Below are 14,543 nucleotides of genomic sequence, written 5' to 3' on the forward strand. Positions count from 1 at the left end.
ATCTATAACAAGTAAGTAGGTGGTTGGCTGTAGGATTGCAGCCAACCTTTTTTTTGATTTAGGAGCGATCCCCAGAGTCGGGACTTCTTTGAGAAGTTATATCAAATCCTCTCTTCTCTTCCTTCGCGTCATGAGCACCTTCGCGGTTAAATCATTCCGATACAACCGGAATTGATATTATTCTGGATCTGGATTGAACAACTAGCCAACACCACACAAATAGTGTTACTTATAAGAGATTGTATGGCGCGATGCCTTAAATGATTCCTATACAACTGACACTCAAAAATTTTCTCAGCTATCGCGAAGCTGCTTTAGACTTTCGCGGCTTGCACACTGCTTGCATTTGCGGGCCTAACGGTGCTGGCAAATCTTCACTCTTGGAAGCGATTACCTGGGCTGTTTGGGGCTGTTGTCGCAGCGATGAAGATGAGATCATCCACATGGGCGAAATTGATGTTCGGGTTGATTTCACTTTTGCTACTGGTGGCCAAGTTTATCGGGTGATTCGCCATCGCCGCCGCGGACAATCCGGGAGTTTGGAATTTCAAGTAGCAACCAACCTCCCCTTCCACGCCCTGAGTAAAGGGGGGGCGCAAGAGGAGAATTGTGCCCTTGGTAAGGGAACGCAAGCAGAATTTACTTCTTCTGGGCCGCTTACTAAGGAGGGGCTAGGAGGGGTGAATTTTCGCACGCTGACTGATAAAGGTCTGAGAATCACTCAGCAGAAAATTCTCGAATACATTAAATTAGATTACGATACTTTTATCAACTCAGCCTATCTGCGACAAGGGCGAGCTGATGAGTTTATGCTGAAAAAGCCGATCGAGCGCAAACAAGTGTTAGCAAATCTGCTCAAACTCGATCGCTACGATGCTTTATCGGAACAAGCCAAGGATAAATCGAGACAATTTAAAACTCAAGTTGAAGTGCTCAAGCAGAGTTTGCAAACCATACAAGAGCAACTGCAACAAAAAGATGCGATCGCCACAGAACAAGCCCAATTGCAGCAAACTACGACGCAATTGCAACAACAGCAGCAAATCGACACCGCACTGTTGCAGCAACTGCAACTGCAACACCACAATCGCCAAACTTGGCAAACACTCCTGGGTGGCTACCAACAACAACATAACAACATCTCTCAAGAATGCCGTCGCTTGCAGCAAGAACTCGCCGCAGCAAAACAGCAGCAAAATGAGCTGCAAGCCCTGCTAGAGCAAGAAAATGAAATTACAACCGGAATTACTTATTTCCACAGTCTACAAGCCAATGAAGAGAGTCTAGCCGGAAAATTTAAAGCTAACCAAGAGGCTCAAAATCAACGTCAAAAATTGCAAGAACAGCAGCGGCAAGAATTGAGTGTTTTGCAAGGCAGAATTCAACAATTGCAAGCTCAATTAGATGTTTTGCAACAGCAAGAAACCGAAGTGATAGAAGTTCTGAAACAGCAGCCGGAGGTGGAAAAAGGACTGGCTAAATTGCAAGTAGCCCGATCGCAACTCCAACAACTAGAACAATTGCAAGTGCAAGTTTCGCCCCTACTCCAGCAGCAACAACAGACACAAACTAAACTCGATCGCGCCCACGCAGGTTTAACCGCCCGCTTACAGGAAATTAACCGACAGTTGCAAGTGGAACAGCAGCAGCGACAGCCCCAATTGCAACAGGAAATTTCGGCAATTGCTAATCAAATTTTACTGTTAGAAAACAAGCGAGTTTATCAGGAGCGAGTCCGAGAAAAAGGCAGAGAAAGACACAACTTTCTGGAAAACCTGAAAGCTAAAAGCCTGGACTATCAAACTAAATTAGATGAAATCGATCGCAAACTGCAACTTTTACGGAAAGAAGAAGGCGAAAAAACTGCCGAGAAGGCTTTGCTTCGGGAAAGTCAAGCAGCGAATTTGCTGGACAATGAGCAATCTCACTCCCATTTAGTTGTGCGCGATGCCGATTTTGGGAATTGTCCTTTGTGCGATCGACCTTTAGACGAACACTACTGGAATTTGGTAGTCAAAAAACATCATACTCAACAGCAAGAAATTTGGAATCAACTCTGGGTAGTCCGCGAACAGTTAGCCGTGTCGGAACGGGAAATTCATGTCCTCAGACAGGAATTTCGCCAACTAGAAGCTGAATTAGCCCCCTATGAAGAATTGCGGGAACGGCGCGCTAATTTGCAGGCTCAATTGGAGGCACTGGGTAAAGATGAAAAACGCTTGCAAATTCTGCGAAAAGATGCTGGGGAAATAGAGCGATCGCTCCGTACTGGGGATTACGCATCCGATGAGTATGCCCAACTCCAACAAATCGAACAGCAACTGCAACAACTCAATTATAGCGATCTCAGTCACTCCCTCGTCCGCAGTGAAGAAAAGCGTTTGCGGTGGGCAGAAATTCAGCAATCTCAAATCAAAGATGCTCAACAAAAATTTAATAAAATTAAGGCCCGCCGTCCTGAATTGCAAACTCAATTAGTCGCATTGCAGCAGCAGTTAGAACAGGAAAAAAACAGTTCGCCCATACAGCAGCAAATTCTGTCTTTAGATAGATATATTGCGGAAGTTGGTTACAATTTTGAACAGCACGAACAAGTCCGCAGCGAAATGCGCCGGACGCAATTTTGGCTTCCTAGGGCCGAAAAACTGCGGGCGGCAACTCAGCAGCACCCGCAAGTGCAGCAGCGAGTTAATGAAATAGCTAGTTCGATGGCTGTGCGCGATCGAGATTTGCAAGCTGTCAGCGCTCAAATTGCGGCCATGAATAAGCAGTTGCAAGAACATCCCGATTCCAGACCACAAATAAGTGCGATCGAGCAACAAATCAGTCGCCGTCGCCAGCAGCTAGACCAACATTTGGGAAGTCTGGGACGGCTTCAGCAACAGCAGCAAAGTCTAGAAGCTTGGCAAGTTCAGCTAGTAGCTCAAAAGGAGCAAATGCAAGTTGCCAAACGCCAGCAGCGAGTTTATCAAGAGCTTGGTCAAGCCTTTGGTAAAAATGGTATTCAAGCTTTGATGATTGAAAATGTGTTGCCTCAACTAGAAGCAGAAACTAATCAAATATTATCCAGGTTGAGCGCCAATCAATTGCACGTTCAATTTATTACTCAGCGGGCTGCTGCTTCTAAAAAAGCGACTAAATTGATTGATACTTTAGATATTTTAATCGCCGATGCCCGTGGCACTCGTCCCTACGAAACTTACTCTGGTGGTGAAGCTTTTCGGATTAATTTTGCGATTCGGTTGGCCCTGGCGAGATTGTTATCTCAGCGGGCAGGAACGGCTTTGCAAATGTTGATTATTGACGAGGGATTCGGGACTCAGGATGCCGAAGGATGCGATCGACTGATTGCAGCTATTAACGCGATCGCCTCGGATTTCGCCTGCATTCTAACCGTTACCCATATGCCACACTTAAAAGAAGCTTTTCAAGCCAGAATAGAAGTTAACAAAACTGCTCGCGGTTCTTGTATCAGCTTGTCGGTGTAGAGTGATGGGCGAAGCGCACAGGATATGACAGGTTTGGAACTGCCGATCGGCTATCAAATTATGGTAAAAAAATATAAGGGAAGCCTGCGGTGTATCTGGGCAATCTTGCCAGGGAAGAGAACTGTGGATTTAAATTCCAGTGTGGGAGTAGGTTCTTAAGTTGTTGACAAAGGTGCAAAATGTCAGAAACCTCTAAATTTTAATTCCCAATTGCCCTCCGTTTTTGAGCGATCGGGGCTTTAAATTCGCAGCATAAAACGCTGAAATTAGCTGAAATTAATCGAAATCAGTGCTGCGCTATCCTAAATCCCCTATTGGCGACTCGATTATGTTGAAAAAATTACCTTTGCCCTGGTTTCGCTACATTCCAGCAGGTTTGACGCTGAGTTTGGGTATAGGGTTGTCTGTGTTTACATTTGCCATTGTGTGGAACTGGGAAAACGGGCGCTGGGACTACGAAACCCACCGTCGCATGGATGATATCTCGATCGCCCTCGAAAGGCAGCTAAACTCAGATTTAGACACTGTTCTCGCCCTCAGCGACTACATGAAAGCTTTCCGCACAGTCGATAAGTCCTCCTTTGCCCGATTTGTGGGTCGTCCCCTATCAGTCCACCCCAGTCTGCAAATCCTGGCTTGGCTACCCCGCGTCCCCGATCGCGATCGCGCCGACTACGAAGCCCAAAACCAAACCCAAAACCAGCCCAACTTCCAGATTACAGAATTAGGTCTCCAAGGACAACCAATCCCAGCCCGTCAACGTTCCGAATACTTCCCTGCTTTATACCTAGAACCCGCAGCAAGCAACAAAACTGTTTTGGGCTTTGACTTCGCCTCCCAACCACAAATCCGGGCCGCACTCTCTCGCGGGCGAGATACCGGAGAAATGGTTGTCACCAGCTACATCGGTTTAATTCAAAATAATTCCTCGGAATTAAATCTATTAGCCATAGTCCCGATTTACGAAACCAGCACCAAACTAACTACCGTCGCCTCCCGTCGCCAACTGCTGCAAGGATTTGTCATGGGAGTATTTCGAGGCAAAGATGTGTTGCAAACTTCTTTAAAAGGACGCAATACCGACTATCTGAATATTTATATCTCTAGCGAGGCTCCAGACAAGCCAGAAGCATCCTCAATTTCACGGGATAGCCGCCCCCCCGTTCGGCAAGATACACCAGCCACCAGCCAAATTAACGAATTTTCAGTGCTGTTTCAGTCCGACAGCCAACAAGTCTTGCCGGGGTCCGCCGATTTGCAACAGCAAGTCAAGTCAAACTGTCCCATTCTCAACAATCCGGGTCCAGATTATACCGCTTGCAGGAGACGCCTCAAAATTAGCGATCGCGATTGGTATGTCTACGTCTCAGCCAGTCGGGAAATTCGTAAAAGTCGAAAACACTGGCGTTCTTGGGGAACTCTCACCATGGGGATGTTATGGACTTTCATTCCCGTCACTTATATGCTGACAGCTTTGAGCCGCACTGCCCAAATCGAAAAACTAGCCCAAGAAAGAGCCCGCCAAGCTTCCCAGTTGCAGAATGCTTACAAACAGTTGGAAGCCGAACAAACAAAGTCCGATCGACTCTTGCTAAATGTGTTACCGGCAGCGATTGTCGAGCGTTTGAAGCACAACGAAAAAAATATTGCCGAAAGTTTTGGCGAAGTAACCGTCATGTTTGCTGATATTGTGGGGTTTACAGAGCTTTCTTCGAGAATTTCAGCCACGGCGGTGGTGGAAGTGCTCAACGATATTTTTTCCGCTTTTGACCACTTGGCCGATCGCCACGGTTTAGAGAAAATTAAAACTATCGGTGATGCTTACATGGTAGTCGGTGGTTTGCCTACGCCCCGAACAGATCACGCCGAGGCGATCGCAGCAATGGCGATCGATATGCTACAAGAAATTCGCCGCCTCAGTTTACAACATTCAGAACCTTTCAGCATTCGGATCGGCATTCACACCGGGCCAGTAGTAGCCGGAGTTATCGGGCTCAAAAAGTTTATTTACGATCTGTGGGGCGACACAGTAAATATTGCTTCGCGCATGGAATCCCATGGGATTACCGGCTGCATTCAAGTCACCGTAGAAACCCAAGAACTCTTAAAGGATAAGTATACTTTTCAGAAGCGTGGCGCTATTCAAATTAAAGGCAAAGGCTACATGATTACTTATTTGCTAACTGGTCCGAAAGAATAGTCATTGGTTATTAGTTATGGGTTATTGGTTATTGGTTAGTGCACCCTTCCCACTTTCCACGGCCCACTGTCAACTATCAACTGTCAACAACATCAACTCTTCCGTCATTTCAAAATTAGCAGTCACACTTTGGACATCATCCAAATCTTCCAGTGCATCCATCAGCTTCAAGAGCGATCGAGCTTTTTCAGCATTGTCGATTTCCACTGTCATACTGGGAATCCAGCGAGTTTCCGACGGCAAAACTGCAAATTTTTTTTGTTTCAAATGACACTCCCCGCTCTTTCATAGACTGCGATTCTTGGTTCATAGATCCCTTATTTTTTAGCTCTAATCACTAAATCAATTAACTGTTCTCTTCCCCAGAGTTGTACCCCATTCGCTTGAGCCAGTTTATGAGCATTGGATGTAAACATACTGTTTGTAATAACGATCGCATCTTGCGCCCCGTAATACTTAACCGCACTAACCACTTCTTGCACGGCGGAATTTCCCACTTTTCCTTGATAGCGTTTTGCCTGGACAACGGTTTTCTTGCGGGCTTTAGAGAGAATCAAGTCCGCACCAAAATCGCCCGTTTTGGGTGTCATTTCGACCGCATAACCGAGATTGCGGAAACAGCAGGCTAAAAATTCCTCAAACTCTTCTCCCGTCATGCGATCGACCTGATCGATTAAATACCCAATCTCTGCCACTTCTAACCGCGTAGAACCTGCTAAAATCTGCTTGAATTTTTTCAGCAGAATTGCACTCAACTTAGTAGAAGGAGAATGAGAAGATAAGGGGGGAGTTTGTGATTCAGTATCTATTAAATTCGCAATCTTTGGCACGTCTAATCGCCCTGCAACTTTTATGATTTTTTGGAAATTTTGCAGCATACTCGAACTCAACTTATCAGTAGAAGGAGAATCAGAAGATAAAGAGGGAATTTGTGATTCAGCTTGGACTTCAGTTTGTGCTTCAGTGGCTTCCGATACCCCATCCTCGATCGAAGTTTGCTGGGCTGGCTTTTGAGCTTGCTTTCTTTTGCTCAAAACAGCTCGTTGAATTGTCAGCAAAATTTTCCCCTCTTGTTGATTAATTTCACCGTCAGCCTCGATGATCTCAGTGCATCGCTTTAAAAGTGGTTCGGCAAAGTCAAGTTCGAGTTGTGCGAGTAAAATATCCAACTTGGGAAGCAATTTAGACTTATTTGTCACAGCTTCAATCTCAGCTAAAGTCCTGGGATTTAAATTCGCCGCTCGTAATTCCGGTAATAACTCATCCCATCGGGTGAAGTTTTTGCTGGCATAGACGACATACACCAAAATCCAATCCATCACCGTTTCTTGTGCGATCGCTGTCTCTAAATATTGCTCACTTTCCGCTTGCAATACCTCTTGTAAATCTTCGAGCTTGGTTTCGATTTCCGAGAAATCGAGATGCGCTTCATAAAACCGACAAGCACCGTATCCCAGCGCGTAAATCATTGTCGCACTGGCGCTAGCATTAATTACCGCACCCGCCAAGGGAATATTGCTGACAAGCGTAACTCCAGCTTCGATCGCTAAATTGCTACCCAAGGACAAACCAAAAATAGCGACAACTTCTGCTTTGCGATCGCTCGATCGCAAATCCATGCCATAGGCGGCAGCAATTTGATAAACCAACTCGGCAGATAACGCCGTCATTGCCGCTAAATCCATGCCAGACAACGCCAAAGCCACGCCGGGAACTAAACTGCTCACCAAGCCACTTCCTGCCGCTAGCAAGGCTTTTTCCACCATCAAGTGATGTGCGATCTCTTCGGGTTTCTCGTGAGGATATTGGCGCTGTAACTCTCGAACTTGCGCCTCGGCATTTACGACATCAACAGCATCTATAGCATTAACTAACCAGTCGATTTTGAACTTTTGGGTCAGTTTTTTCAGAATAGGACTCTGCGAAATAAAAACTAGGGATGAACCAAAAAAATTGGGAACTTGCATTGCTGCACTTCCCGCACTCGCCGCTGCATTCCCCACCGCACTCGCGGTATTAACAAAAATCGCACTTCCAGCACTGACGGCTGCATTCCCCACCGCACTCGCCGTATCAACAATCGCACTTCCAGCAGTGCCGGCGGCATTCCCCACCGCACTCGCCGTATCAACAATCGCACTTCCAGCACTCGCTGCCGCACTCCCTACCGCACTCGCCCTTGCAGAGACGGCTCCGAAAATGGAACCGAACCAATTGGATTTATCCCCTGGTTCAGCCTGCACCTCCGATTCGGATCGATCCTTGGTTTCTGACACTTCGGTTGCTGAGAGAACTTCTTCTGAGTGGGTGCTGTCTATTTTGCTTTCGTTGTTATCTAGCATGGCTTTTGTGTGGGTTGAGATTTTCAATGCAGCTTTTTGAGCCAGGCGTTGGATTGACACTCCCCCCTCGCCTACACATGGGGATTCGTTTCCTGGTAATAGTGTAGCGCGATCGTCCCGCTGGCGAGTTTTCATCTTTTGCAGTGCCAGCATGACGATCCAGATCCCTCATCTTTAAAGCATTAAACCATACTCAAAGACATCAATTCATCTGTCATTTCAAAATTAGCAGTCACACTTTGGACATCATCCAAATCTTCCAGTGCATCCATCAGCTTCAAGAGCGATCGAGCTTTTTCAGCATTGTCGATTTCCACTATAATACTGGGAATCCAACGAATCTCTGACTGCAAAACTTGAAAACCTTTCTGTTTCAAAACCTCAGAAAGATTTTCCAAATTAGCCACAGTCGTAAACACCTCACCACCTTCCTCATCTTCATCAATAAATATCAACTCATAGGATTGAGCCTCGGCTTCTAGGGACGCTTCAAACAATTTTTCCTCATCAATAAAACCGCCTACCGTACAAACCCCTTTTTGGTCAAACATCCAGCCCACGCAGCCAGTTTCACCCAGATTCCCACCATTTTTTGTAAAAGCTTCCCGCAAGCCAGCCGCCGTGCGATTGCGATTGTCTGTCAGCGCTTCAATCAAAATAGCCACACCGCCAATACCGTAACCTTCGTAGCGGATAGCCTCTAATTCCGAACTCGCCCCAGACAAACCCGCACCTTTGGCGATCGCCCTTTCTATGTTTTCATTAGGAATACTTGCCGCCTTCGCTTTTTCAATAGCCGTTCGCAATTGAAAATTGCCCGCCGGATCTGACACACCACTGCGGGCTGCGACAATAATTTCACGAGATATTCTAGCAAAAACCTTGCCTTTAACAGCATCAACTCTAGCTTTTTGGCGTTTAATATTCGCCCACTTACTATGTCCAGCCATACCGATTCGGGATTTTCGATTTGATATTTTTGAAATTGAACAATCTCAGCCTCATTTTAATACACAAGATTGCATAATTCTCAATTTTAATTAAACCGGAGCGTCGCTTCCGTATCGATCAGATGAGAAGTATCGCCATTAAGTTCGATCGACCATTCTCCCCCATCCCGTACCACTTTCACCAAACAACACAGAGAAGCATTAATTTCCGTTTCCATACCCCCCGCCAGTCCGATCGCAGTCCCTAACACCGACGCACCGTGACCTACTAACAGTATATCTTCAGGAAACTCAGCGACAAGGCGTCTAGCAGTTTCCCCAGCCCTTTGGAGACAAGCCTCCCCTGTTTCGGGATAATTTGGCATCCCACCTTTATAGGAAGCATCAATCCGAGGGAAACGCTCACATAAAGCATCCACACAAAGAGTTTCTGGCATTTCCGTCATCCATTCAGGATTCAGCCACTCGCACAATCCCCACTCTAGTTTTAGCGACAAATCCAGAGCTTCCGCAGCGTAGTTTGCCGTTTGGACTGTTCGCAGAAAAGGAGAGGCAAAAATGTGAGAAATTCCTTCACCTTTGAGGCGGTTAGCCAATTGTTTGGCTTGAATGTGTCCATCTTCTGAAAGATAGGGATCGTAGCGGTGTTCTGCGGTGAGAAACCAGTCGGGGTTAACGAAGTCGATGCGGTTTCCGTGTCGTGCGATCCAGACTGTTTGTGGCATGAGTTGTTTTGAGTTTAGATTGTGGTGTAATATTATATCAAAGATGTAGATTTTGGAGCTTTAGGGAATTCGAGTGGAATCAAAACCAGGCTGTATTCGCAACAATTGGTCGGCTCCCTTTTGAAACTCATAGCATACATCCTGAACTTCTACTTTATATCCTTGTCCTTTTAACTCTTGGATAATTGGTGTTAGTAAAATAGAAGGTTCACCAGAAATTTTTATAACAGGAAAAATACGCACTTCCCTCGCAGTACGACACATTTCTAGAATTGATTCCAGATGAAATAATTCGGTAAAATGGTCGGAATAAGTAAACAAAAAATGACTGCATAGTGCCAAATCAAACTGGCCATTCTCAAAAGGTAATATCGGCAACTCACCAGTTACATAGCGGCGTTCCTGAATCCCTTGGGGCAAATCTTCCAAGAATTGCTGCATCGCCGCCATTCTCACTTCGCCCAAGTGGGTTGGTGACTCGATATTTGTCCACAGGTAGTCGTCTTGATTTGCCCTAACTCCATCAATCACCCTTTGATATGTTTCCTGGATGCGTTCGGCAATTTCGACCGCCGAAAATTGATAAACAGGATCGCAAGAAGTTACTTGATTACCTTGGCGAGTCATTTCTGCATTGAAGCTAGCTGGACCTCCGGCACAGTCAAGTATCTTTAACTTCCGGTCTGCCGATGTCAGGTGAAACATTCCGATATATTCGTCCAAGCAGCGACCCCAAGGAATCACTTTATCAAGCTTAAGTCCCACGTATTTTTGACTCGCAAATAAGAATAGACGATCTGGATTTTACAGCAAAGTGAGGCTACACTGGATGTGAGTTGACTTGAGATTTTAAATTTTAGATTTTAGTGAGTTCTCCCCAGATGAATGTGGAGCTTAAACTTGGGTCTAAAATTATAAACTAATTAACCGAATTGCGATCGCCCCGGAACAGACTGCAACCCGAAAAAAATATGAAACAAACCGTTAAAGGCGCTACCAGTCTTAGTTTATCGGCACTCGTGTTATTGAGCAGTTCACTACCCACTATAGCTCAGTTACCAGCCCTCAGACCCAGACCACCCCTTCCTAACCCAAATCCAGTGAGACTACCGCCACCTCCACCTCCACCTCTTCCTGGTGCTCGTGTCCCCCTCGGCAATTCCGGTTTACCCACCCAGGAATCACCTTATGTTTTAGGTTCGGGCGATCGCATTGCTTTAGATATTTTCGGTGTGCCTGAATTTAGCAAAGAATACCAAGTATTAGTTGACGGTACTCTCAATTTACCAATCATTCGTAGTGTATCAATTCAAGGGCTCACATTGCAACAAGCCGCCAGCGCCATTACCAAGCGATATGAACCCTTCATCAATGTGCCCGTTGTCACCGTAACTTTGATGGTTGCTAGACCCCTAAACATCGGGATTGCTGGTGAAATTACTCGTCCCGGTTCCTACAAGATTAATCCCTCCAGAGAAGGGGGAGGAGTCAAATTTCCCACTTTGATGGAAATGCTGCAACTTGCAAAAGGAGTCACATCCGCAGGAGATATGCGGGCCGTCCAAATCCGCCGTCCCCGCAGAGGGGGACCAGAGCAAGTTATTACTGTTAATTTGCAGGAATTTTTAGATACCGGAAATCTGCGGCAAGATGTCACTATCCGAGATGGAGATACAATTTATATACCCACAGCTAGTTCTCTCAATACTCAAGAAGTACGTCAAAGAGCCAGTGCCAATTTTTCCGCTGATATTACTAAACCAATTGGTGTGGTCATTGTCGGCGAGGTAAGTCGCCCTGGACCTTATACTATATCTGCTGCTGATTTGCGATCGACCAACCAACAAACCGAACTGGGTTTTGTTAGCATCGAGCAACAACAAGGAGCCGTGGTGGGTCTACCAACTATCACTAGAGCACTCAAAATTGCTGGCGGTATCACCACAGAAGCAGACATTCGCCGCGTGCAAATCCGCCGCCAAATCAGAGGAGGAAACGAACAAACTATCATGATAAATCTCTGGAATTTGCTGCAAAAAGGTGATGCTACCCAAGATGTTTTGCTCCAAGAAGGCGATAGCGTTATTATCCCCACCGCAACGAATGTAGACTTGACAGAAATTTCACAAATTGGCAGTAGTAGCTTCTCTCCCAACGCCATTAGCATCAATATTGTAGGCGAAGTGGTCAGACCGGGAGCTTTGTTAGTTAAACCCAGTACATCTCTCCACCAAGCTTTGCTAACTGCTGGCAGTTTCAATCAATTGCGTGCCAAAAAAGACAAGGTGGAACTGCTACGTTTGAACGCCAATGGCACTGTTTCTCGCCGCACCATAGATGTTGACTTTGCCCAGGGTTTGAATCCAAACAACAATCCCACTCTCCGCAACAATGATGTGATTCTTGTAGCGCGATCGGGCTATACTAGGGTAGCCGATAATGTCAACAGTTTCTTGCAGCCCTTCACCGGAGTTGCAGGTGTCATCAACAGCGTTAGCGGAGTTTTGAGTGGTTTTCAAACAACTATCAATACTTTTCAGAACTTATTTTTAGGCGGAGATTTCGACCGACGCAATCAGCTTAGACAGATTCGCGAACAACGTCAAGATAGAGAACAGCAACGTGAAGACAGACAACTAGAAAGAGAGATACAACGTGAAGATAGATTACAGCAAGCCGAAGACAGAAAACTGCAACTAGAAGACAGACAGCGGCAAATAGACCTGCAAAATCAGCAACTTCAGATTCAACAACAGCAACTTCTCCTCCAAAACCAGCAGCCACAGCAAACTCAGTCTAATCCTTGATCTAGCAAGCACTTTGGCGCTTGCCATAATTGAAAAATCCCATAGCCATAATATAAAATCTGGTAGCATGGGAATTATTCATCTCTGTTATCTCCCTCTGTGTTCTCTGCGTTCTCTGTGGTTAAATCATTCCGATGCAACAGTCAATGATATAACCCAGAATTTTTCCCTAATTCTGGGTTTTTTGATCGTAAAATATGTGGGTTAAATAATCTTTTATGACTCTTCATATAAAATCCTGTCTTCATCGTCCTGTATTAAACTCTCTCTTCTCTTCCTTCGCGTCCTTAGCGCCTTCGCGGTTAAATCATTCCGATACAACCGGAATTGATATCACCCCCAGAATTAGCCAAGAGCCTATTTCCATCGCCTAATAATTTCAGATCATCTCCCGATTCATCAATCGGGAGAATCTCAAAACTACTCCACAATCCAAGGAGTTAAACAAGGTTTCCAAGCACTCAATTCTTCATCCTTGAACCAGAGACTAATTTCCTGATTGGCAGTTTCCACAGCATCCGAACCGTGAATAATATTGCGGCCGACATTCACAGCCAAATCACCACGAATTGTCCCCGGTTCCGAATTCAGAGGATTGGTTGCGCCAATGATTTTTCTCGCCGAAGCCACAACACCGTCGCCTTCCCACACCATCGCCACCATGGGGCCTGAAGTGATGAAGTTTACCAATCCTTCAAAAAACGGTCTTTCTTTGTGGACACCGTAATGCTGTTCGGCCAATTCGCGAGTCGCCACGATCAGTTTCATGCCAACTAGCGTAAAGCCTTTGGCCTCAAAACGACCGATAATTTCGCCAACGAGTCCGCGCTGTACGCCATCGGGCTTAATCGCTAAAAAAGTGCGTTCCAAGCTGAGCTCCTAGAATTTTCTTAACTGATCCAAAAAATAGATTAACCCAGAACGTACCCAAAGGCAATTGAGGAAATGGCAAATTGTCCTTTGCTACCATTGCGGTGCCACTAGGGGAGGGTTCCCTCTGGCCCCCATTGATGGATTCTGCACCCTATGATGCAAATCACAATTTTCCCTGATGTACAATACCAATATCTATGATGACAAACACTGCTATCTATGCTTTTAACATAGATAATAGAACTAGGCATTAACCGTATATTGAAAACAGCGATCGCAAAGCAAAGGCTATAAAGATGAAAGAGATTGTAGCATTCATTGAACACAAAAAGCAAGAATTTGTGAAATTGCCGTTGTTTGAATTTCTAACCAATAAAAGTATCCACCCTAATCAAAGGCTAATTTTTGCACCTGTACTCGATCCTTTGGCAGTGGGATTGAGCGATTTAAACAAGTACGTCCTCCGAGATTATGCAAGTAATAACAAAGTTCAGGAACTGATCAATAAATATACTTACAAAGAAAATTACTACTGGCACGGCTATCTGGAATACCTGGAGGAACTGGGATTTAACCAATCCATGAGTTACGGCGACTTTAGACTGCTTTGGGGTGAAGAAACGAAAAAAACCCGATCGCTCTGTGCCGCCCTGGAACGCTACGCTTTTGAAGCATCTCCTCTGCAAAAAATTGTGTTAGTAGAAGTTCTCGAAGCAACGGCGACAGTTTTTTTTGAGGCTGCCCTGGAAGTGGTGATGGAATTACAGAAAATTACAAAAAAAGAATATGTCTATTTTGGAGGCGCTTATGTGCGTTTGGAGAATCATCACATTTTAAATACACCCGAAATGTTGCAATTACTTAAAGAAATTCAAATGACTGAGTGGGAAAAACAACAAGCTTTAGAATTAGCTGAAAAAGTATTTGAATTGTTTACAGACGCGATGAACGAATTATTTAGACACACCAAAACCAATTCTTGCAATACGGTGCTGCAAGTGGCTTCCTTTGTGGGGTTAGATTCCTCGATCGACTGTTTGGATTTTTTGTGATAAATAGAAGGAAGAAGTCACCCCCCATTAGTATCAACAATCGCTTGAAAGCATGGTGTGTGCTTACCCTCCTCGCGAGCGACGAGCTCCGGTTCCCCTCCAGGGA

9 protein-coding genes and 1 pseudogene are annotated in these 14,543 nt (G+C 45.4%); 4 read left to right on the forward strand and 6 right to left on the reverse strand.

Annotated features, from left to right (window positions below; genetic code table 11):
- Positions 1 to 260 precede the first annotated feature (260 nt).
- Entirely contained in the window at positions 261 to 3,488 is a 3,228-nt protein-coding gene (locus ACBR23_RS14990) for an AAA family ATPase (RefSeq protein ID WP_371119814.1), read from the forward strand.
- Between the two features lie 328 nt (positions 3,489 to 3,816).
- Positions 3,817 to 5,688 carry an adenylate/guanylate cyclase domain-containing protein gene (locus ACBR23_RS14995; protein ID WP_371119813.1) on the forward strand — a complete coding sequence of 624 codons (1,872 nt, stop codon included), beginning with the start codon at positions 3,817 to 3,819 and terminating at the stop codon, positions 5,686 to 5,688.
- Positions 5,689 to 5,757: 69 nt separating this feature from the next.
- Here the strand turns inward: ACBR23_RS14995 and ACBR23_RS15000 are convergent.
- The 5 genes and pseudogenes from ACBR23_RS15000 to ACBR23_RS15020 form a co-directional block, all read right to left on the reverse strand.
- A pseudogene (locus tag ACBR23_RS15000) lies at positions 5,758 to 5,955 on the reverse strand (YebC/PmpR family DNA-binding transcriptional regulator); the annotation flags it as partial.
- A gap of 50 nt (positions 5,956 to 6,005) precedes the next feature.
- Positions 6,006 to 8,183, reverse strand: coding sequence for a restriction endonuclease (locus ACBR23_RS15005; RefSeq protein ID WP_371119812.1), 2,178 nt, complete (start codon positions 8,181 to 8,183; stop codon positions 6,006 to 6,008).
- 29 nt (positions 8,184 to 8,212) lie between these two features.
- Positions 8,213 to 8,980 carry a YebC/PmpR family DNA-binding transcriptional regulator gene (locus ACBR23_RS15010; RefSeq protein WP_371119811.1) on the reverse strand — a complete coding sequence of 256 codons (768 nt, stop codon included), beginning with the start codon at positions 8,978 to 8,980 and terminating at the stop codon, positions 8,213 to 8,215.
- Between the two features lie 86 nt (positions 8,981 to 9,066).
- Positions 9,067 to 9,705 (reverse strand): histidine phosphatase family protein, encoded by a 639-nt coding sequence (locus tag ACBR23_RS15015; protein WP_371115292.1) that lies wholly within the window; start codon positions 9,703 to 9,705, stop codon positions 9,067 to 9,069.
- A 60-nt stretch (positions 9,706 to 9,765) separates the two neighbouring features.
- Complete coding sequence (locus ACBR23_RS15020) at positions 9,766 to 10,470, reverse strand: SAM-dependent methyltransferase (protein WP_341738924.1); 705 nt, start codon at positions 10,468 to 10,470, stop codon at positions 9,766 to 9,768.
- Positions 10,471 to 10,676: 206 nt separating this feature from the next.
- On the opposite strand from ACBR23_RS15020, the gene ACBR23_RS15025 reads away from it, so the two are divergent.
- Positions 10,677 to 12,512, forward strand: coding sequence for a polysaccharide biosynthesis/export family protein (locus ACBR23_RS15025; RefSeq protein WP_371115290.1), 1,836 nt, complete (start codon positions 10,677 to 10,679; stop codon positions 12,510 to 12,512).
- Between the two features lie 420 nt (positions 12,513 to 12,932).
- Here the strand turns inward: ACBR23_RS15025 and ndk are convergent, their stop codons facing one another.
- Positions 12,933 to 13,382, reverse strand: coding sequence for a nucleoside-diphosphate kinase (gene ndk / locus ACBR23_RS15030; protein ID WP_340550205.1), 450 nt, complete (start codon positions 13,380 to 13,382; stop codon positions 12,933 to 12,935).
- A gap of 299 nt (positions 13,383 to 13,681) precedes the next feature.
- Here ndk and ACBR23_RS15035 point away from each other — a divergent pair, with 299 nt between their 5' ends.
- Positions 13,682 to 14,437, forward strand: coding sequence for a hypothetical protein (locus ACBR23_RS15035; RefSeq protein WP_341738926.1), 756 nt, complete (start codon positions 13,682 to 13,684; stop codon positions 14,435 to 14,437).
- Positions 14,438 to 14,543 lie beyond the last annotated feature (106 nt).

The organism is Microcoleus sp. (genome assembly GCF_041354475.1).
Lineage (GTDB): Bacteria > Cyanobacteriota > Cyanobacteriia > Cyanobacteriales > Microcoleaceae > Microcoleus.

Excerpts from the sequence above, each read along its gene's own strand:
- ACBR23_RS14990 (WP_371119814.1), top strand. The coding sequence starts at position 261 with ATGATTCCTATACAACTGACACTCAAAAATTTTCTCAGCTATCGCGAA.
- ACBR23_RS14995 (WP_371119813.1), top strand. The coding sequence starts at position 3,817 with ATGTTGAAAAAATTACCTTTGCCCTGGTTTCGCTACATTCCAGCAGGT.
- ACBR23_RS15005 (WP_371119812.1), bottom strand. The coding sequence starts at position 8,183 with ATGCTGGCACTGCAAAAGATGAAAACTCGCCAGCGGGACGATCGCGCT.
- ACBR23_RS15010 (WP_371119811.1), bottom strand. The coding sequence starts at position 8,980 with ATGGCTGGACATAGTAAGTGGGCGAATATTAAACGCCAAAAAGCTAGA.
- ACBR23_RS15015 (WP_371115292.1), bottom strand. The coding sequence starts at position 9,705 with ATGCCACAAACAGTCTGGATCGCACGACACGGAAACCGCATCGACTTC.
- ACBR23_RS15025 (WP_371115290.1), top strand. The coding sequence starts at position 10,677 with ATGAAACAAACCGTTAAAGGCGCTACCAGTCTTAGTTTATCGGCACTC.
- ACBR23_RS15035 (WP_341738926.1), top strand. The coding sequence starts at position 13,682 with ATGAAAGAGATTGTAGCATTCATTGAACACAAAAAGCAAGAATTTGTG.